This window comes from Kitasatospora sp. NPDC091207, assembly GCF_044768625.1.
Lineage (GTDB): Bacteria > Actinomycetota > Actinomycetes > Streptomycetales > Streptomycetaceae > Kitasatospora.
In genome coordinates, this window is the sequence record NZ_JBIVVS010000029.1 from 1 (window position 1) to 17,032 (window position 17,032).

At 74.9% G+C, this 17,032-nt stretch carries 15 protein-coding genes, 1 pseudogene and 1 riboswitch; of the genes and pseudogenes, 11 read left to right on the plus strand and 5 right to left on the minus strand.

What is annotated here, in order from left to right; all coding sequences use genetic code 11:
• Positions 1-30: 30 nt before the first annotated feature.
• The 4 genes from ACIQTO_RS32645 to ACIQTO_RS32660 all read left to right on the plus strand — a co-directional run bounded on the left by ACIQTO_RS32645 (position 31) and on the right by ACIQTO_RS32660 (position 5,993).
• Positions 31-3,525 (plus strand): SDR family NAD(P)-dependent oxidoreductase, encoded by a 3,495-nt coding sequence (locus ACIQTO_RS32645; RefSeq protein WP_402395787.1) that lies wholly within the window; start codon positions 31-33, stop codon positions 3,523-3,525.
• 49 nt (positions 3,526-3,574) lie between these two features.
• Entirely contained in the window at positions 3,575-4,081 is a 507-nt protein-coding gene (locus tag ACIQTO_RS32650; RefSeq protein ID WP_402395790.1) for a nuclear transport factor 2 family protein, read from the plus strand.
• Positions 4,082-4,129: 48 nt separating this feature from the next.
• The gene (locus ACIQTO_RS32655) at positions 4,130-5,305 is read left to right on the plus strand and encodes a cytochrome P450 (RefSeq protein WP_402395793.1); all 1,176 of its coding nucleotides are present in this window, start codon (positions 4,130-4,132) and stop codon (positions 5,303-5,305) included.
• A 364-nt stretch (positions 5,306-5,669) separates the two neighbouring features.
• Positions 5,670-5,993 (plus strand): hypothetical protein, encoded by a 324-nt coding sequence (locus ACIQTO_RS32660; protein WP_402395796.1) that lies wholly within the window; start codon positions 5,670-5,672, stop codon positions 5,991-5,993.
• 35 nt (positions 5,994-6,028) lie between these two features.
• On the opposite strand, the gene ACIQTO_RS32665 is transcribed toward ACIQTO_RS32660, so the two are convergent.
• Positions 6,029-7,483 carry a sensor histidine kinase gene (locus tag ACIQTO_RS32665; protein ID WP_402395799.1) on the minus strand — a complete coding sequence of 485 codons (1,455 nt, stop codon included), beginning with the start codon at positions 7,481-7,483 and terminating at the stop codon, positions 6,029-6,031.
• Positions 7,476-8,153 carry a response regulator transcription factor gene (locus ACIQTO_RS32670; protein WP_402395802.1) on the minus strand — a complete coding sequence of 226 codons (678 nt, stop codon included), beginning with the start codon at positions 8,151-8,153 and terminating at the stop codon, positions 7,476-7,478. The genes ACIQTO_RS32665 and ACIQTO_RS32670 overlap by 8 nt, the downstream gene beginning before the upstream one ends.
• A 141-nt stretch (positions 8,154-8,294) precedes the next feature.
• Between ACIQTO_RS32670 and ACIQTO_RS32675 the strand changes: the two genes are divergently transcribed.
• Together ACIQTO_RS32675 and ACIQTO_RS32680 are read left to right on the plus strand one after the other, a co-directional pair.
• Complete coding sequence (locus tag ACIQTO_RS32675) at positions 8,295-8,855, plus strand: hypothetical protein (RefSeq protein WP_402395805.1); 561 nt, start codon at positions 8,295-8,297, stop codon at positions 8,853-8,855.
• Between the two features lie 70 nt (positions 8,856-8,925).
• On the plus strand, positions 8,926-9,720 hold the full coding sequence (locus tag ACIQTO_RS32680; RefSeq protein WP_402395941.1) for a hypothetical protein: 795 nt from the start codon (positions 8,926-8,928) through the stop codon (positions 9,718-9,720).
• A 232-nt stretch (positions 9,721-9,952) separates the two neighbouring features.
• On the opposite strand, the gene ACIQTO_RS32685 is transcribed toward ACIQTO_RS32680, so the two are convergent.
• On the minus strand, positions 9,953-10,279 hold the full coding sequence (locus ACIQTO_RS32685; protein ID WP_402395807.1) for a MazG-like family protein: 327 nt from the start codon (positions 10,277-10,279) through the stop codon (positions 9,953-9,955).
• 376 nt (positions 10,280-10,655) lie between these two features.
• Here ACIQTO_RS32685 and ACIQTO_RS32690 point away from each other — a divergent pair, with 376 nt between their 5' ends.
• The gene (locus tag ACIQTO_RS32690; protein ID WP_402395810.1) at positions 10,656-11,378 is read left to right on the plus strand and encodes a TNT domain-containing protein; all 723 of its coding nucleotides are present in this window, start codon (positions 10,656-10,658) and stop codon (positions 11,376-11,378) included.
• Positions 11,379-11,556: 178 nt separating this feature from the next.
• Positions 11,557-11,697, plus strand: a riboswitch (SAM riboswitch).
• A 199-nt stretch (positions 11,698-11,896) separates the two neighbouring features.
• Positions 11,897-12,610, plus strand: coding sequence for an IclR family transcriptional regulator (locus tag ACIQTO_RS32695; RefSeq protein ID WP_402395813.1), 714 nt, complete (start codon positions 11,897-11,899; stop codon positions 12,608-12,610).
• Positions 12,611-12,662: 52 nt separating this feature from the next.
• Here the strand turns inward: ACIQTO_RS32695 and ACIQTO_RS32700 are convergent, their stop codons facing one another.
• Positions 12,663-13,472 (minus strand): thioesterase family protein, encoded by an 810-nt coding sequence (locus tag ACIQTO_RS32700; RefSeq protein ID WP_402395814.1) that lies wholly within the window; start codon positions 13,470-13,472, stop codon positions 12,663-12,665.
• A gap of 334 nt (positions 13,473-13,806) precedes the next feature.
• Here ACIQTO_RS32700 and ACIQTO_RS32705 point away from each other — a divergent pair, with 334 nt between their 5' ends.
• The 3 genes and pseudogenes from ACIQTO_RS32705 to ACIQTO_RS32715 all read left to right on the plus strand — a co-directional run bounded on the left by ACIQTO_RS32705 (position 13,807) and on the right by ACIQTO_RS32715 (position 15,488).
• Positions 13,807-14,061, plus strand: a complete 255-nt coding sequence (locus ACIQTO_RS32705) for a ferredoxin (protein ID WP_402395817.1) — start codon at positions 13,807-13,809, stop codon at positions 14,059-14,061.
• Between the two features lie 14 nt (positions 14,062-14,075).
• A pseudogene (locus ACIQTO_RS32710) lies at positions 14,076-14,897 on the plus strand (cytochrome P450); the annotation flags it as partial.
• A 126-nt stretch (positions 14,898-15,023) separates the two neighbouring features.
• The gene (locus ACIQTO_RS32715; protein ID WP_402395819.1) at positions 15,024-15,488 is read left to right on the plus strand and encodes a phage tail protein; all 465 of its coding nucleotides are present in this window, start codon (positions 15,024-15,026) and stop codon (positions 15,486-15,488) included.
• Positions 15,489-15,625: 137 nt separating this feature from the next.
• On the opposite strand, the gene ACIQTO_RS32720 is transcribed toward ACIQTO_RS32715, so the two are convergent.
• Positions 15,626-16,951, minus strand: coding sequence for a DUF6271 family protein (locus ACIQTO_RS32720; RefSeq protein ID WP_402395822.1), 1,326 nt, complete (start codon positions 16,949-16,951; stop codon positions 15,626-15,628).
• Between the last annotated feature and the right edge of the window lie 81 nt (positions 16,952-17,032).

Here is a 17,032-nt window from a genome sequence, read left to right on the forward strand (position 1 = left end):
CTGATGGATGGGCTTCCTTCTGGTGGTGGGATGTTGGCGGTGGGGGCGAGTGAGTCGCAGGTGGCGGCTCTGCTGGCGGAGGTCGGCGCCGGTGCTGGTGTGGGTGTGGTGGGGATCGCGGCGGTGAACGGGCCGGGGTCGGTGGTGGTGTCGGGTGAGGTGGTGGCGGTTGACGCGGTGGAGGTGTTGTGTCGTGAGCGGGGGTGGCGTTCGTCGCGTCTGCGGGTGTCGCACGCGTTTCATTCGGCGTTGATGGAGCCGGTGTTGGGTGGTTTGCGTGAGGTGTTGGCGGGGGTGGTGTTGTCGGCGCCGTCGATCGGGGTGGTGTCGGATGTGACGGGTCGGATGGCTTCGGTGGGGGAGTTGTGCGATCCGGAGTACTGGGTGGGTCAGGTGCGGTCGGCGGTGCGGTTCGGTGACGTGGTGGGGGCGGCGCGGGGGGAGGGTGTGTCGGCGTTCGTGGAGGTGGGGCCGGACGCGGTGCTGACCGCGATGGTGGCGGAGTGCACGGCGGGTGCCGAGGTGGTGGCGATTCCCACCCAACGCCGCGACCGGCCCCCGGTGGCGACCTTCGCGGCCGGGCTGGCCGCCGCCTTCGTCCGGGGCACGCCGGTCGACTGGGCGGCCGGGCTGACGGGCGCGCGTCGCGTCGACCTGCCGACGTACCCGTTCCAGGGGCGGCGCTACTGGCTCGAACCCGAGGCGCCGGCCGCCGAGCCGGTGGCCGGCGACCAGGTGGCCGCGGACGCCGGTTTCTGGGAGGTGGTCGAGCGCTCCGACACCGGCGGGATCGCCGCACTGCTGGAGGTGCCCGAGGACGCGCCGCTGCACGACCTGCTGCCCGCCCTGTCGTCCTGGCGCACCGGGAGCCGGGCCGCCCGGACGGCGCGGGACTGGCGCTACGAGGTGCGGTGGGAGCCGTGGTCCCCCGCCACCGCCGACGCCGCGCCGGCCGGGCGCTGGCTGCTCGTCCACACCGCCGCGGGCGGCGGTCTCGGCGACGCGGTGGCCGAGGCGCTGTCCGGCCACGGGGCCGAGGTCCTGCGCCGGGAGCTCGACGCCAAGACCGCCGACCGCGCCGAGCTCGCCGGGTGGATCCGCGGGTCGGGCCCGGCGGACGGCTTCGCCGGGATCGTCTCGCTGCTCGGGGCGGACCAGGACCAGGGCGACGCGGACGCCGCGGACGGCGCGGGCCTGGTCCACGCCGTCGCCGCGACCACCACCCTGGTCCAGGCCCTGGGTGACGCGGGCGTGGCCGCCCCGCTCTGGTGCCTGACGGCCGGCGCGGTCTCCGTCACGGGCGAGGACCTCGGGTCCGCCGTCGGCGCCGGGATCTGGGGCCTCGGCGGCGTCATCGGCCTGGAACACCCGGACCGTTGGGGCGGCCTGGTCGACCTGCCGGCGCTGCCCGACGACCGCGCCCTGGCCGGCCTCGCCGCCGTCCTGGCCGGCCCCGGCGCGGAGGACCAGATCGTGATCCGCCCGCTCGGCACGTTCGTCCGCCGGCTGACCCGCGGGCCGGCCGAGGACGGCCCCGCCGGCCCCGCCCGGTGGCGGACCGGCGGCACCGCGCTGATCACCGGCGGCACGGGCGCGCTCGGCGCCCACACCGCCCGGTGGCTGGCCGCGCACGGGGCCGAGCGGGTGCTGCTGCTGGGCCGCCGCGGCCCGGACGCCCCGGGGCTCGACGGGCTGCGGGCCGACCTCGCGGCCTCGGGCGTCGAGCTGGAGGCGCTCGCCTGCGACCTCGCCGCCCCGGACGCGCCGGCCCGGCTGCGCGACCTCCTGCACGGCGAACTCCCGCGCATCCGCACGGTGGTGCACGCCGCCGGGGTCGCGGGGCCCGCCCGGCTCGCCGACACCGACCCCGCCGCGATCGCCGCCACCGTCACCGCCAAGGTCGCCGGCGCGCTGGCCCTCGACGAGCTGTTCGGCTCCGCCGGCCTCGACGCGTTCGTCCTCTACTCCTCCGGCGCCGGCGTGTGGGGCGGCACGGCCCAGGGGGCGTACGCCGCCGCCAACGCCTACCTCGACGCGCTCGCCCACCGGCGCCGCGACCGCGGGCTCACCGCGACGGCGGTCGCCTGGGGCCCCTGGGCGGCCGGCGGCATGGCCGACGGCGCGGCCGGGCGCCACCTGGACCGCCTGGGGGTACGGCCGATGGCGCCCGCGACCGCCCTGACCGCCCTCGGCCAGGCCCTGGCCGAGGACCTCGGCTGCGTGACCGTCGCCGACGTGGACTGGGCGCGGCTCGCCCAGAGCTACACGGCGGCCCGGCCCCGTCCGCTGATCACCGAACTCGCGGGCGCCGCGGGGCCGGTGGCCCCGGACCCGGCCGGTGCCGGGACACACCCGCTCCGGGACCGCTCCGTCGAGCGTTCCCCCGCGCAGCTCGCCGCCGAACTGCTGGACCTGGTCCGCACCGAGGTCGCCGCGCAGCTGGGCCACGCCGACGCCCGGGCGGTCGACCCGGAACAGCCCTTCCGCGACCTCGGGTTCGACTCGCTCGCCACCGTCGGACTCCGCAACCGGCTGGCCGAGGCCACCGGCCTCGACCTGGTGTCGACCCTCGTCTACGACCACGGGACCCCGTCCGCCCTCGCCGCGCACCTGGCGGAGGCCCTCGGCGACGGCACCGCCGTGCTCCGCGCCCCGCGGCCGGAGCCGGGCGCCGAGGACTCCAACGAGCTGCTCGGCTCCGTCTACCGCCAACTGGCGCTGCGCGGCCAGATGGACGACGCGGAGGCGCTGCTGGTCGGCGCCTCCGGGCTGCGGGAGAGCTGCGAGGACCCGGCGCTGCTGGCCGGGGCACCCGGCTTCGTCCGGATGTCGCAGGGCGGTGCCGACCGGCCCCGGCTGATCTGCTTCCCGCCGTTCGCACCGGTCGACGGCGCCATCCAGTTCGGCCGGCTGGCGACCGCCTTCGACGGGTTCTCCGGCACCGCGGTGCTCACCGTCCCCGGCTTCCGCGCGGGCGAGCCGCTCGCCGCCTCCCGCGACGTCCTGCTCGACGTGCTCACCGAGGCGACCCTGCGCTGTGCCGAGGGTGAGCCGTTCGTCCTGCTCGGCTACTCGTCCAGCGGCTGGCTCGCCCAGGGCGTGGCCGCCCGCCTCCAGGCGCTCGGCACCGATCCGGCCGGTCTCGTCCTGCTGGACACCTATCTGCCCGCCACCATGTCCCGGCAGATGCGCAGGGCGATGAACTACGAGGTCATCGTCCGCCGGCAGGCGTTCACCGCGCTCGGCTACACCGGCCTCACCGCGATCGGCCGGTACCGGCGGATGTTCCGCGGCTGGGAGCCGGAGCGGACCACCGTGCCCACCCTGTTCGTGCGGCCGTCCCGCTGCGTGCCCGGCTCGCCCGACGAGCCGATGACCGGTCAGGAGTGGCGCTCGTCCTGGCCGCACGAGCACACCGCCCTGGAGGTCGAGGGCGACCACTGCACGATGATCGGCGAGCACGCGGCCCGGACCGGCGCGGCCGTCCGCGACTGGATCGCGGCCCTCGCCCCGGCGCCGCGCTGACGCCCACCGACCCACCACGTCCGGCACTCGACCAAGGGGAACACCGCACATGACCGACACCGCGCCCGCCCGCACCCGCCTCGTGCCCGGATCGACCGGGCATCTCGACCCGGCCTTCCTGGCCGACCGGGCCGCGATCCAGGACGTCGTCGCCGCCTACAGCCTGTACTACGACTCGGGGGACTTCGAGGCGCTCGGCGACCTCTTCACCGAGCAGGCGACCTTCACCTTCACCCCCCAGCCGGAGGGCTTCCCGCCCGCGGTGACCACGCGCAAGCACATCGTGGCCGCGATGGCCGCGCTGTACCGGCACAACACCGGGGTGCGCGGCGCGCACCAGCGCCACCTGACCGCCAACACGCTGGTCACCCGGCTCGACGCGACCACGGCCGAGGCGCGGTCGCTGCTCTCCGTCAGCTTCGCGTTCGACGACGGCCGGAACGAGCCGGGCCGCAGCGGCTCCTACGTCGACCTGCTGGAGAAGGAGGGGGAGCGCTGGCGCATCGCGAGCCGTCACCTCTGGCTGCGCGAGCTGCCGCAGATCCCCGGCTCCTGACCCTCCCACAACCCCGGCCCGGACCCCCGGCGCGCAGGAAGGACCACCGTGATCCCCGTCCTCGACCTCGTCCAGGTCTCCGCACTCCCCGACGCCGAACGCGAGCTCGGACAGCTCGCCCGCCGGCACCCCGTGATCCGCACCCGGCAGGCCGACGGCGTCGAGGCCTGGACCGTCCTCGACGCCGCGCTGACCCGCCGGCTGCTGGGCGACTCCCGGCTCTCCAACGACCTCCACACCCACGCGCCGAGCGCCGCGCAGACCCCCGACGCCCCGATCGTGCTCTTCGAGCAGGACAACCCCGACCACGCGCGCTACCGGCGCCTGGTCAGCGCCGCCTTCGCCTCCCGGACGGTCCGCAAGCTCGAACCGCGGCTCGTCGACATCGCCCGCGGCATCCTCGGCCGGCTGCCCCGGGAGGGGACGGTCGACCTGATCGAGGCGTTCGCCAACCCCTTCCCGCTGGAGGTGATCTGCGAGCTGCTCGGCGTCCCCCTGGCCGACCGCGAGGTGTTCCACACCCGGGTCAAGAACATGGACTCGCCGTCGGCGCCGGTCCGGGAGGCCGCCAAGGACGCGTTCGCGGCCTACTGCGCCAACCTCGTCGAGGCCAAGCGCGCCGAGCCCACCGAGGACCTGCTCAGCGAGCTGGTCACCGCCGAGCTGGACGACGGCTCGGCGCTCACCCGGGAGGAACTGGTCGGCTTCAGCTCGGTGCTGCTGTTCGCCGGCCACGTCACGACCGCCTACGTCATCGCCAGCGCCCTGCTGGAACTGCTCACCCACGAGGAGCAGTTGGCCGGGCTGCGGGCCGACCCGGCGCTGGCGGCGGCCGCCGCCGAGGAGGCCCTGCGGTTCCGCGGGTCGCTGCTGTCCACCACCAACCGCGTCGCGCTGAGCGACGTCGAGGCCGGCGGCGTCGTGATCCGGGAGGGCGAGCTGGTCCGCTTCCTGCTGTCGGCCGCCAACCGGGACCCGGCCCTGCGGGAGGACCCGCACGCCTTCGACATCTCCCGCTCCACCTCCGCCCACCTGGGCTTCGGCCACGGCCCGCACTTCTGCCTCGGCCACCAGCTGGCCCGGCAGGAGATCAGGGTCGCCCTGACGGAGGTGCTGGCGAGCTTCCCCGTGCTCGAACTCGCCGTGGCCCCGGGCTCGCTGCGCTGGCGCTCCTCGGACTTCCTGCGCGGCCTCGCCGAACTCCCGGTCCGCTACGCGGCCTGAGCGCCCCGGACGGCTGCCGGCCCGCCGGCGGCCGTCCCGGGCGGCTCCGCCGAGGGCCGGGAGCGCCGCACCGGGGAGGCCTCATTCGAACGGAACCCGGGCCGCGCGAACGACCGTCCGAGGCCCTGGCCCTTCCCCGGCCGGCGCTCCGCCCGCGCCGGGGAAGGCGCTCCCGCCCCGTACCGCCGGGGCGGTGCACGAACGAGCGTTGGCCGGCGGCGGCGTGACCCTTCCGCCCCCGTACCGCGAGGTGCCCCCGCTCCTCACCCGCCGGACGTCGTCGGCGTGGTGGCGTTTTGGCGGGAACCGGGCCTGTGCCACAGTTGACGCTGTGTGTCGGTCCGATGTCTTGGAGTGACAGGTCATGCTCGATGCCTCGCCCCGCCCGGTCGGCGGATCCCCCACCGGCTCCTGCCCGCAACCCCCCGGCTGCGGGCTCGCTCCCGGCCGGGCCCGGCTCGTCAAGTGCATGGGCCGCACCTACTGCGCCCTCGCCGAGGAGGACCGGATCGCGGTCAGCGACGTCACCGACATCACCCGGCCGCTGGAGCTCGGCGTCGCGGTCCGCTCGGGAGCCGCGCTCTGGGACGTCCACGCGCCGGACGGGCGCACCCTGTTGCGCACCGGTGACCTGCTGCGCGCCCTGGTGACGTTGCGCGCGGACTACACCGCGTCGGCGCGGCACTGACCGGTCGCGCCGCCGCGTCCCCCCGACCGGCCGGGCTACCTCCCCGTACCGGGCAGGCGGGTGCGGAACGTGGTGCCGTCCGGGGTGTCCCGGACGGTGAGGGTGCCGCCGTGCAGGGTGGCGATGTCACGGGCGATGGGCAGGCCGAGGCCGGTGCCGCCGTCGTCACGGCTGCGGGCGTCGTCGAGGCGGGTGAACCGTTCGAAGATCCGCTCCCGGTCGGCCGGATCGATCCGGGGCCCGTCGTTGGCGACGTCGAGCACGGCCTGTCCGGTGCCGCCGTCCCTGGACAGCCGGACGGTGACGCGGTGCCGGGCGTGGCGCTGGGCGTTGTCCAGGAGGTTGGTCAGCAGCCGGCCGAGCCACAGGGCGTTGCCGGTGACGGTGATCTCGTCCGGGGTGTGGAGGGTGACCGGGTGGGGCCGGGCCCCGCCGGCCAGGGCGGTGGTGCGGACGAGTCCGGTGAGGTCGACCGGCTCGTCGGGACGGTCGCCGCCGGTGGCGTCGAGGCGGGCGAGCAGCAGCAGGTCGGTGGTCAGCGACTGGAGGCGCTCGGTGTCCTCCAGGGCCCCGGCGACCAGGTCGGCGCGCACCTCGGGGTCGGGGTGGGTGCGGGCGACCTCCAGCTGGGTGCGCAGCACCGCGAGCGGGCTGCGCAGCTCGTGGGAGGCGTCGGCGATGAAGCGCCGCTGGCGCGTGCCGGCGGCCTCCAGCCGGTCGAGCATGGCGTTCATCGTGCCGGCGAGGCGGGCGATCTCGTCGTCGCTGCGGGGTTCGGGGACGCGCCGGTCGAGGTCGCGGTCGCCGATCGCGGCGACCTCCGCGCGGATCGCCTCGACCGGGCGCAGCGCCCGGCCCGTCGCCCGCCAGGTGAGCGCGCCGACGGTGAGCAGCAGGAGCGCGCTGAGGGCGGCGAGGGCGGCGGTGGTGAGGTCCTCGGCGGTGTCGGCGGTGCGCAGCGAGGCGCCGACGTGGACGGTGACCGGGCCGGTGGGCGTGTCGGCGGTGAGCGTGCTGACGCGTTGGTGGTGTTCCCGGCCGAGGGCGTGCAGGTCGTAGGTGTTGTGTCCGTCGCGGGTGCCGGTGGGGGCGAGCGCGGCGCGGCCGGTGAGGTTCTGGCTGGCGGCGACCACCCGGCCGTCGGCGTCGGTGACCTGGATGAAGTCGGTGCCGTGGTCGAGGGGCGGCGAGGCGCCCAGGTGGCCGTCGGCGGCGAGCCGGGCGACGGCCTGGGCCTGTTCGCGGGCGCCCGTCTCGACGGTGCGCTCCAGGTTGACGCGCAGCAGCAGGAGCACGGCGGCGGACGCGGCGAGCAGGACGACGGCGACGCTGGCGCAGGCGGCCAGCGTGGTGCGGGTGCGGACGGAGCGGGGTGCCAGCCGCTTGACCAGCGGGGCGACGCGGGGGTGCCGGGTCAGCCGGTGCAGCAGCGCGCGGGCGCGGCGGCGCACGGCGCGGACGGTCCGGCCGGCGGGGGTCGGCTCAGCCACCGTCGGCCGCCAGGCGGTAGCCGGCGCCGCGGACGGTCTGCACCGCCGCGCGTCCGAAGGGCGTGTCGATCTTGCGCCGCAGGGCGCTGACATGGACTTCGACGGTGTTGGGATCGCTGTCGGGACCGCTGTCCCAGACCTGTTCGAGGATCTCCCGTTTGGAGACGGCCTCGCCGGCCCGGCGCGCGAGGTGGTCGAGGACGGCGAACTCGCGGGGGGTGAGCGGGACCGGGGTGCCGGCGCGGGTGCAGGTGCGGGCGGCGGAGTCGACCACCAGGTCGCCCAGGACGGTGCGCCGGGGCGCGCGGCTGCCGATGCGGCGGGCGAGGGCCTTCAGCCGGGCCACCAGGACGACGAAGGAGAACGGCTTGGACAGGTAGTCGTCCGCGCCGGTGTCCAGGGCCTCGGCCTCGTCCCACTCGCCGTCCTTGGCGGTCAGCATCAGGATGCCGGCGTCGCTGCCGGCGGCCCGCAGGCGTGCGCAGACCCGGTAGCCGTTGAGCCCGGGCAGCATGATGTCCAGCACGATCACGTCGTAGGAGTGGTCCGTCGCGCGGGCGAGGCCGGAGAGCCCGTCGTGGGTGATGTCGACGGTGAATCCCTCCGCCGTCAGCCCGTGCTGCAGCGCCAGGGCCAGTCGCCGCTCGTCCTCCACCACCAGTACACGCATGCCCCCAGGGTGGCAGGTCGCCGGGGCGGCCCGCTGAAGCCGTCTTCAGGTCTTCAGCGCTCCTTCAGCAACGCCCGGTCATGCTGACCCCGTCGTCCGGGCGCAGGGCCCGGACCGTGGCACAGGATCGGGGTGGGCGCGGTGAGCGAGCCCGTCGAAGGTACGGAACCGCAGGCGCGGCCGGGCGGCAAGGGCTTCCGCGACGGGCTGCGCGGGCGGCGGTGGCTGCGCGGGCGGCCGGCCCGCTGGGCCGCGGCCGGCGCGGCAGCGGTGGTGGTGCTCGGCGGCGGCGCGGCCGCGGTGGCCGTCCACCACGAGGGCGAGGGGCACGGCAAGCACGCGGTGGCGGCCGAGGACGGTCACCAGGGGCACGGCGGCCGCGGCGGTGAGGGCCGCGGTCACGAGGGGCAGGACGGGCGCAAGGACGGCCGCAAGGGCGAGGGGCGCGACGGCGGGCGCGGGGACGGGCACGGCGGACAGGCCGCGCCCGCGCCGCTGCCGTCGGTGGAGGCGGCCGACGCGGCCGCCAAGGCCCTGTCCGGGGTCGCCGGCGGCAAGGTCGAGTCGCTGACCACCGTCGCCGAGCAGGGCGGCGGCCGGGCCTGGCGGGCCGTGGTGGTCGGCCCGGACGGTGTCCGGCACGCGGTGACCGTGGACGGGGCGACCGGCACGATCACCGGCAACACGGTCCTGGGCGGCTGAACCATCGGGTCGGCGCGGCCGGGCCGCGCCTCGGGAAAGGAGCGCCGTCGTCTTGGGCGCCAGCACGACAATGACACGCGCGGCCGGCCGCCGCGCCCGGCCCGGCCGGCCGGTGTGGAACAAGGTCCCGCAGGTGACGGCCGCGTTCTGGGTGGTCAAGATCCTCACCACCGGGATGGGTGAGACCACCTCCGACTACCTCGCCCGCACGATGGGGCCGATCCCGGCGGTCGGCTCGGCGGGCCTGCTGCTGGCGGCGGTGCTGTTCGCCCAGGCGCGCACCCGCCGCCATGTGCCGGCGGTCTACTGGGCGGCGGTGGTCATGGTGAGCGTGTTCGGCACCATGGCCGCCGACGTCGCCCATGTCGCCCTCGGGGTGCCGTACGCGGTGTCCGCGCCGGTCTTCGCCGTGGCCCTGGCCCTGGTGTTCCGGCTGTGGCGCCGGACGGAGGGCACGCTCGCGGTCGAGACGGTCTCCGGTGGGCGGCCCGAGCTCTTCTACTGGTCGGCCGTCATGGCGACCTTCGCGCTCGGCACGGCCGTCGGCGATCTGACCGCGGCCACCTTCGGCTGGGGGTACCTGACCTCCGGGCTGGTCTTCGCCGCGCTGATCGCCGTGCCCGCACTCGGTCACCGGCTGGCGCGGATGCCGTCCGTGCTCGCCTTCTGGTGGGCCTACGTGCTGACCCGCCCGCTCGGCGCCTGCTTCGCCGACTGGGCCGGCGTCAGCCGTGAGCGCGGCGGCCTCGGCCTCGGCACCGGTCCGGTGAGCCTGGCGCTCGGCGTCGTGATCACGGCCGCCGTGGTGGTGCTGGCGGTCGGTGCGCGGCGCTCGCCGCGCGGTCCGAAGGGGTGCGAGGCCTGATCCGCACCCGGGCCGGGCGGGCCCGGCCCGCTCGTCCTCCCGGACGGCCGCGCGCGTGGTTCCCCAGGACGGGGGACCACGCGCGCGGCCGTTCCGGCCGTCCGGGGCGGGTGGTCTCCGAGCGGAGGGCCCTCCCGGCGAGACCGGACGGACCGGCGAGCTGACTCGTGGACCTCGGGACGGCGGTCAGCCACCCGGTGTCCTGTCGCGCGGCCGCCGGGCTGCCGGGCGTTCAGGCCGGGCCGGCGCCCCCCGTGTCGCGGGCGGCGACCGAGCGGAGGTGGTCGTCGAAGAACCGCCGGGGGTCGCCGCCCATCCGGGCGAGCATCACCAGGGCGGACAGGGCCACGTCGCAGGTCTCCTTGCGGACGTCGTCCCAGTCGTGCGAATAGCCCTTGCGGGGGTTGGCGCCGAGTGCCCCGATGACGGCCTCGGCGACCTCTCCGGCCTCTTCCTGGAGCTTGAGGGCCTGCACCGTCCACCGCTGCTCGTCGCTCCGGTCGAAGTGTGAATCGAGCTTTGCGGCAAGGGAGTTGACAATCATCCAGGTCTCTTCCATGGAGCAGGATCCTGCCCCTGTTCGATGGGGTCGATCAAGCCGGGCGGTTCCCGGCGAGCCCGGGTCATTTCGATTTCCCGCCGGGCTGCCGGTGTCCCGCCGCCGGACCTCGGCCCGGTGGAGCCCGCCGGCCTGTTGGGGGCCGGTCGGCTGACCGGCCCCCGGGGGTCCGGTGTGGCGTGCCGGCCGGGTGGGCCGCCGGCCCTATGGTCCGTATACGAATGATGGACTCCGGGGAGCCGGCGCGATGGACGGGGTGCGGGGGTCCGACGTCGGGCAGCTGTTCGCCGGCCGGCCCGCGAACCTCACGTCCCGTCACGAGACCGATGAACGCCGGCACCTCGACGCCTCGACACCTCAAGGAACGGAGCGCCACATGCGCCTTCGCCCGATGCTCACCGTCTCCCTCGCCTGTGCTCTGCCGCTGACCGGCGTCGCGGTCGCGGGAGACGCGGTCGCCCGGCCGGTGAAGACCACACTCGTCAGCGCCGACGAGTGCCCGGACGCACCGGCGGACCCCCATCCGGAGCGGTACTACTGCGGACAGCGCCGCCTCGGGCCCGCCGCCCTGCCGAACACGGATCCGGTCGCCGTCATGCTGAGGGGCTATCAGCGCTTCGGCGGGCTCAGCGCCAAGAACTTCGTGAAGCTGTACGCCGACCCGAGCCCGGAGAAGGTCTGGGTGTACCCGCCCGACCGCGGCTTCCAACAGGTCAACGGCGTGGTCGACAAGACGCTGTGGACGGTGCCGGCCGGCACCAAGCTGGACCGCTTCGGCGCGCTCCACGGCGGCTACTTCGCCGATCCCGGCACACCGTTCGTCCAGCGCTCGGTGACGCCGGACGCGCTCAACGGCGACGCGAACGAGGACGGCAGGAGCTACCACTGCCTGGTCGTCCTGAAGCCGTTCGACGTCTGGCGGGGGCACACCGCGGCCGCCTTCGCGATGCCCGGTGGCGGGGTGCAGGAGTGGCTCGACAAGGACCGGAAGCCCAAGGAGCTCGGCGACAAGGAGTACAAGATCAACGTCCTCGTCGACGAGAGGTACCTCGACATCGTCGCCGACGACGAGTGCGCGGTGACGCCCACCGGAGCCTGACGGTCGAGCGCGGCGACGGCGCGGACGGCGGCACGCGGGTGCCGCGCCGTCCGCGCCGAACGCGTGCTCTCGCACCGGGCGGGTACCGGTCGGGCGAGCGGTCCGGGGAGCACGTCCCGCGGCCGAGGGTGGGGGGCGGTTTGGAGGGTGGTTGGGGGGATCTTGTAAAGTTCCACGCGAATCATCCAGAGGGGTGGAGGGACCGGCCCTACGAAGCCCCGGCAACTCCCCGGTCGACCCGGCGTCCGAAGTACGCCGCACCGACCGGGAGCAGTGCCAACTCCGGCCTGTCGCCAATGTGGCGCGGGAAAGATGAGGAGACACGGTGCTCTCAGTGCTGTCCTTCGTCCGGGCGCTTCCCGTCCCGGTCCTTCCGCGTACCCGTCTCGTGCCCGGCGCAGGCAATCCGCCGACCCCTTCGGCCCGCCCTCGCTGACCACCCCCCCGGCTCCCCGCACGGAGCCTCCGTGAGCGGATCCCACCCGCTGCTCACGGGATTTGAGACGGAGTACCCATTCATGGAAAACACGAGCGGCGTCGGTGTGCTCGACAAGGTCACCTCGATCCTCGGCACCCTGGAGGCCGGTCCCGCCACCTTGGCCGGCCTCGTCGCGTCCACCGGCCTGGCGCGGCCCACCGCCCACCGGCTCGCCGTCGCACTCGAACAGCACCGCCTGGTCGCCAGGGACCTGCAGGGCCGGTTCATCCTCGGCCCCCGGCTCTCCGAGCTGTCGGCGGCCGCCGGTGAGGACCGCCTGCTGGGCGCCGCCGGCCCGATCCTCGCCCAGCTGCGCGATGTCACCGGTGAGAGCGCCCAGCTGTACCGCCGGCAGGGCGACATCCGGATCTGCGTGGCCGCCGCCGAGCGGCTCTCCGGCCTGCGCGACACCGTGCCGGTGGGGATCACCCTCCCCATGAAGGTCGGCTCCGCCGCCCAGATCCTGCTCGCCTGGGAGGAGCCCGAGCGGCTCCACCGCGGGTTGCAGGGCGCCCGTTTCACCGCCACCGCCCTCAGCGGTGTGCGGCGCCGCGGCTGGGCGCAGTCCATCGGCGAACGCGAGGTCGGGGTCGCGTCCGTCTCCGCGCCCGTCCGCGGCCCGTCCGACCGGGTGGTGGCCGCGGTCTCCGTCTCCGGCCCGATCGAACGGCTCACCCGGCACCCCGGTGCCCAGCTCTCCCGGGCCGTCACCGAGGCGGCCCACCGCCTCACCGAGGCCCTGTGCCACCCCTGACCGGCCGGTTCCCCGCGCCGGCCTGACCGGCCGGCGCTCCCGCTGTCCGGCGCTACGAGCCGGGCAGCGGCAGCGGCCGGACGGTCAGGATCTGCTCGGCGTGGCCCACCGGGCCGTCGAGGTCGTGCAGCACGGAGCTGGTGCGGCCGTGGCCGGCCGGTCCGAAACTGACGGTGGTGTCCAGGCCGGTCCACGGCCCCCGGGGCTGCCGGTGGAAGTGGACGGTCAGGTCGAGGTTGGGGAACATCCACGCGGTGGGCGGCTGCTGCACGGCGATCCCGTTGGCGGCGTCCACCAGGGCGAGGTAGGAGGCGAGCGGGGTGCTGGGCTCGCCGGCGACCAGCGACAGCCGGCTGGAGATCCAGGCGACGGAGCGGCCCGGCCGGGCCGCGGCCCGGCGGACCTCGACGGAGGAGACGAAGCCGCCGTCCCACTGCGCGCTCATGTCCCACGGCGCGACGGCCTCGGGAGGGGAGATCCGCTCGTGGGGGCTGTCGGCGACCGCGCCGGTGTCGCCCACGGCGAGCAGCCAGGCCCGGGCCCGGACCACGGCGCGGTCGCCGATGAGGACGACGGCCTCGACCAGTTCGATGGTGCGGCCCGGCCGCACGCTCTCCACCCTGATCTCGCACTCGTCGAGGGCGATCGGCCCGAGGATGTCGTAGCTGATCCGCGCCAGGGCCAGCCCGTCGTCCGGACGTGCGGCGCGGAACCGGTCGATCGCGTGGGCGACGAGGCCCGCCAGCGGGCTGAAGTGCTGTTCCCCGCTGTGCCAGGCGCCGCCGGCGTGGGCCGTGGGCTTGTAGCGGTGCTCGTCCGTCCGCTGGTAGTAGCTGTCGGGCGCGACGGTGCCGGTGGTCACGGGGGCGGTTCTCCTCGGGTGGACGACAACGCGCGGGACGCGGCGGGACGGTCCGGTGGGTGCCCGCGCCGAGGAAGATCGTAGGGGGCCGAACGGTCGGGGAGCCGAAAGGGTGAGGGACACCACACCGACGCGCGGCCGCCGGGCCGGGCGGCCGCGCGTGAGGGGCCCCGGCCCGTGCCGACCCGTGACCCGTGCCGACCTGTGACCCGTGCCGACCTCCGGAGCCGTGCCCGAGCGGGTCACTCGATGGGGGTCCCACAACGGGCGGCGGCGGCCGCGGCGACGGAGGCTGGCGTGGACGTTGACCGCGTGTCGTGAGGGTGGTGCCCGGGTGAGGGTGGTCGTTGATCTCAATCGTTGCCAGGGGTACGCGCAGTGCGCCTTCCTCGCGCCCGACGTCTTCCGGATGCACGGGGACGAGGCGCTGCTCTACACCCCCCGGGCCGGGAGCGAGCAGCGGGAGCGTCTCGCCCGGGCGGTCGCGGCGTGCCCGGTGCAGGCGATCCTCGTCGACGACGGTGACCGGGAGCGGAGCGCGCCCGCCGGCGGCGGGGGAGCAGGCGGCCACGGAGGCGGTGGCCGGTGAACGGCGACGCCTGGCTGGACCGCTTCTGCTACCCGTTCCCGGTGACGGTGATCTGCCGCCTCCTGGGCGTCCCCCGCGAGGACGAGAGCCGCTTCCACGGCTGGGCCGACGTCCTCGTCTCCGCCCTCGACCCGCAGCCCGGCCAGGACGTCACCGACCGCGACCGCGTCGCCCAGCAGGCCCGGATCGAACTCGGCCTCTACCTGAACGGGCTGATCGAGGAGCGCCGCAAGGCGCCCGGCGACGACATGCTCTCCCAACTCGCCACCGGCGAGGGCCCCGAGGGCCGGATGAGCGGCATGGAAGTGCTCAGCACCGCCGCCCTCCTGCTCATCGCCGGCCACGAGACGACCGTCAACCTGATCACCAACGGCATGCTCACCCTGCTGCGCCGCCCGGAGGTGCTGGAGCGGCTGCGCGCCGACGCGCGGCTGGCGGTGCCGCTGGTCGAGGAACTGCTGCGGTACGAGCCGCCGGTGCAGATGCTGCCCGGCCGCACGCCGATCACCGACATCGAGGTCGCCGGCACGACCATCCCCCGGGGGGCGCCGCTCTGGCTGATGCCGGCCGCCGCCAACCGCGACCCGAAGCGGTTCACGGACCCGGACCGCTTCGACCCCGACCGGGTGGACAACCAGCACCTGGGCCTCGGCAGCGGCATCCACAGCTGCTTCGGCGCACCGCTCGCCCGACTGGAAGCCCAGCTGGCCCTGGCCCAGCTCGCCCGCCGGCTGGAGCGGCCGCGGCTGCTGGCGGACCCGCCGCCGTACCGCACCAACGCGGTGCTGCGCGGGCCCCGCGAGCTGCGGCTCGCGATCGACGGAGTGCGGCGTTGAGCGGCTGCGGCCGTACCGCCCCGGTGCCGTCCCGTACCCGCCAGGTCACCGTTTCGACCGGGGCCCGCACCCCCGGCCCGCCCACCGGCACAGTCCTTCGAGCGCGTTGACGAGAACGGATCAGCCATGACCCACACTGTGGATTTCGACACCGTATCGACCGCCGGTCTGGAGTCGTCGCCCGTCGCGGCCGCGCTCGCCGGTCTGCGGGCGAACGAGGCCCGCTACTTCAGGAACAAGTACGACCACGTCTTCACGGTGGAACCCGCGGACGACGCCCCGGAGGCCGTCGCCTGGGTGCACCGGATCCTCCAGGAGGAACGGGAGATCGTGATCTCCTCCCGGCCCCTCGAAGCCACCGGCTTCCAGGTCGAGAACATCCGCATGGCCTACGTCTTCTACGAGAGCGGTCTGTCGGTCAACGTGATGTACACCGTCGACGACCCCAAGAAGCGAGCGGTCGGGTTCAAGCTCTCCGAAGGGATGGAGGTCCCGGAGGAGCTCGCCTCCCGGTTCAAGTTCGCACGACAGAAGTCGAAGCTCGCCGGCACCATCCGCGGGTCGTTCTTCGTGATCAAGAACGAGTACTGAGCCGGGAGGCCGGGCCGGCGCCGCGCCTCCCGGCCCGGCCCGACACCCCGACCCTCCGACAGGCCGGCCCGACACCCCGGCGCGACCACTTGCGTCCCGGCCGTCGTCCGTCGGCCGCCGGATCAGGACGCCCTAGGTCACCCGGCAGCCCCGGCGACGTCGACGCGGAGGCCCTCCGCGCGGGCGGCGGCCACCATCCCCGCCCAGGCGTCCACCAGCACCGCCCAGCGCTCGGCGTCCTCCTGGGCCTCGTCCAGGAGCTGCTGCCGCTGCCCGGCCACCACGTCCGCGAGCTCGGCGTACTTGCCGCCCAGCTTGCGGTAGGAGCGGTCCAGGACGTCCAGGCAGTGCTCGTTCCCGGCGCGGTCCCAGTCGACGCTGCCCCGCACCAGGTCGACGATCGGCTCGACCTTCAGCTCGTGCCGCTCGTCCAGCAGTCCGCGGCCGAGGTCGATCATCCCGCCGTAGACCGGGTACAGGTACAGCATCGAGAGCAGGAACTTGACGAATCGCAGCTGGTACGAGACGAAGCCGGCGCCGATGCGGCGCTCGGGCGTGTAGTAGTTGACGATGTGGCGGTTGTGGATGACGCCGGGCAGCCGGGAGTGGACCATGGCGTGCAACAGGGCGTAGTCGCTGCCGATGGTCTCGATCGAGGGCAGCAGCGGCAGCACCTCGTAGGCCCGGTGGTCCAGGGCGATGTTGCACATGTAGACGTCCCAGATGTCCGGCACGCCGAGGACGGAGTCGTCGGAGCTGAACGACTCGGCGCCGGCGCCCTTGAAGGACACGTCCACCATCGCGTCCCGGTCCTCCTCCGGCCACACCGGCGGGGTCCACAGGCGCACGATGTCGCGGTAGACGGCCGGGTCCATCTCGTGGATCTCGCCGATGTCCACGTTGAGTTCGCCGATGAAGGAGCCGCTGACCAGCATCACCGGCTTGTCCGCGTCGGCCGGGTCGAGCTCGGAGCGGGACACGCCGGCCACCGCCTCGCCGGCCGGCCGGCCGATCGAGAGCAGCTCGTGGTGGATCGGGAACATCTTCCGGCCGTCGACGACCTGGTAGTCGAAGTCGTCGTTGCGCAGGTGCGCCGAGGTGCAGCCCAGGGCGGCGGCGCCCAGGAAGAGCCGGTTGACGCAGGAACCGTACGCGACGGCCCCCGGCAGCATCAGGTCGAGCAGCAGCTCGGGGTCGGCGCCGCCGGAGCGCTCGGCCACTCCACGCAGGAACTCCCGCTGCTGCGCGTTGCCGAGGTGGTGGACGAACACACCGGGAGTGGGGGCCAGGGAGGCCACGGCGTCCGCGTTCTTCGCGAATTCGGCGGCGTCCGTGGTGTCGAGGATGAGGAGGTGCACCTCGACCCCGAAGGTCGCGACGGCGTAGGCCGCCTCCTCGGCGAGGTCCACGATGGTGCCGGGGCAGGAACGCATGGTGGGCAGGGCGAGGCAGACTCGTTGCATGGTGCTGGATTCTCCGTCTGATCGTCAGATTTGTTATAACGGTTGTCAGCTGGCACGGAACGGTGTCCGGACGGCGGCTCT

Bases quoted from the DNA above. Each gene is read 5' to 3' on its own strand.
- ACIQTO_RS32670 (WP_402395802.1), bottom strand. From the start codon at position 8,153: ATGCGTGTACTGGTGGTGGAGGACGAGCGGCGACTGGCCCTGGCGCTG.
- ACIQTO_RS32695 (WP_402395813.1), top strand. From the start codon at position 11,897: ATGGAAAACACGAGCGGCGTCGGTGTGCTCGACAAGGTCACCTCGATC.
- ACIQTO_RS32660 (WP_402395796.1), top strand. From the start codon at position 5,670: ATGCTCGATGCCTCGCCCCGCCCGGTCGGCGGATCCCCCACCGGCTCC.
- ACIQTO_RS32685 (WP_402395807.1), bottom strand. From the start codon at position 10,279: ATGGAAGAGACCTGGATGATTGTCAACTCCCTTGCCGCAAAGCTCGAT.
- ACIQTO_RS32715 (WP_402395819.1), top strand. From the start codon at position 15,024: ATGACCCACACTGTGGATTTCGACACCGTATCGACCGCCGGTCTGGAG.
- ACIQTO_RS32690 (WP_402395810.1), top strand. From the start codon at position 10,656: ATGCGCCTTCGCCCGATGCTCACCGTCTCCCTCGCCTGTGCTCTGCCG.
- ACIQTO_RS32720 (WP_402395822.1), bottom strand. From the start codon at position 16,951: ATGCAACGAGTCTGCCTCGCCCTGCCCACCATGCGTTCCTGCCCCGGC.
- ACIQTO_RS32680 (WP_402395941.1), top strand. From the start codon at position 8,926: ATGACACGCGCGGCCGGCCGCCGCGCCCGGCCCGGCCGGCCGGTGTGG.
- ACIQTO_RS32645 (WP_402395787.1), top strand. From the start codon at position 31: ATGTTGGCGGTGGGGGCGAGTGAGTCGCAGGTGGCGGCTCTGCTGGCG.
- ACIQTO_RS32650 (WP_402395790.1), top strand. From the start codon at position 3,575: ATGACCGACACCGCGCCCGCCCGCACCCGCCTCGTGCCCGGATCGACC.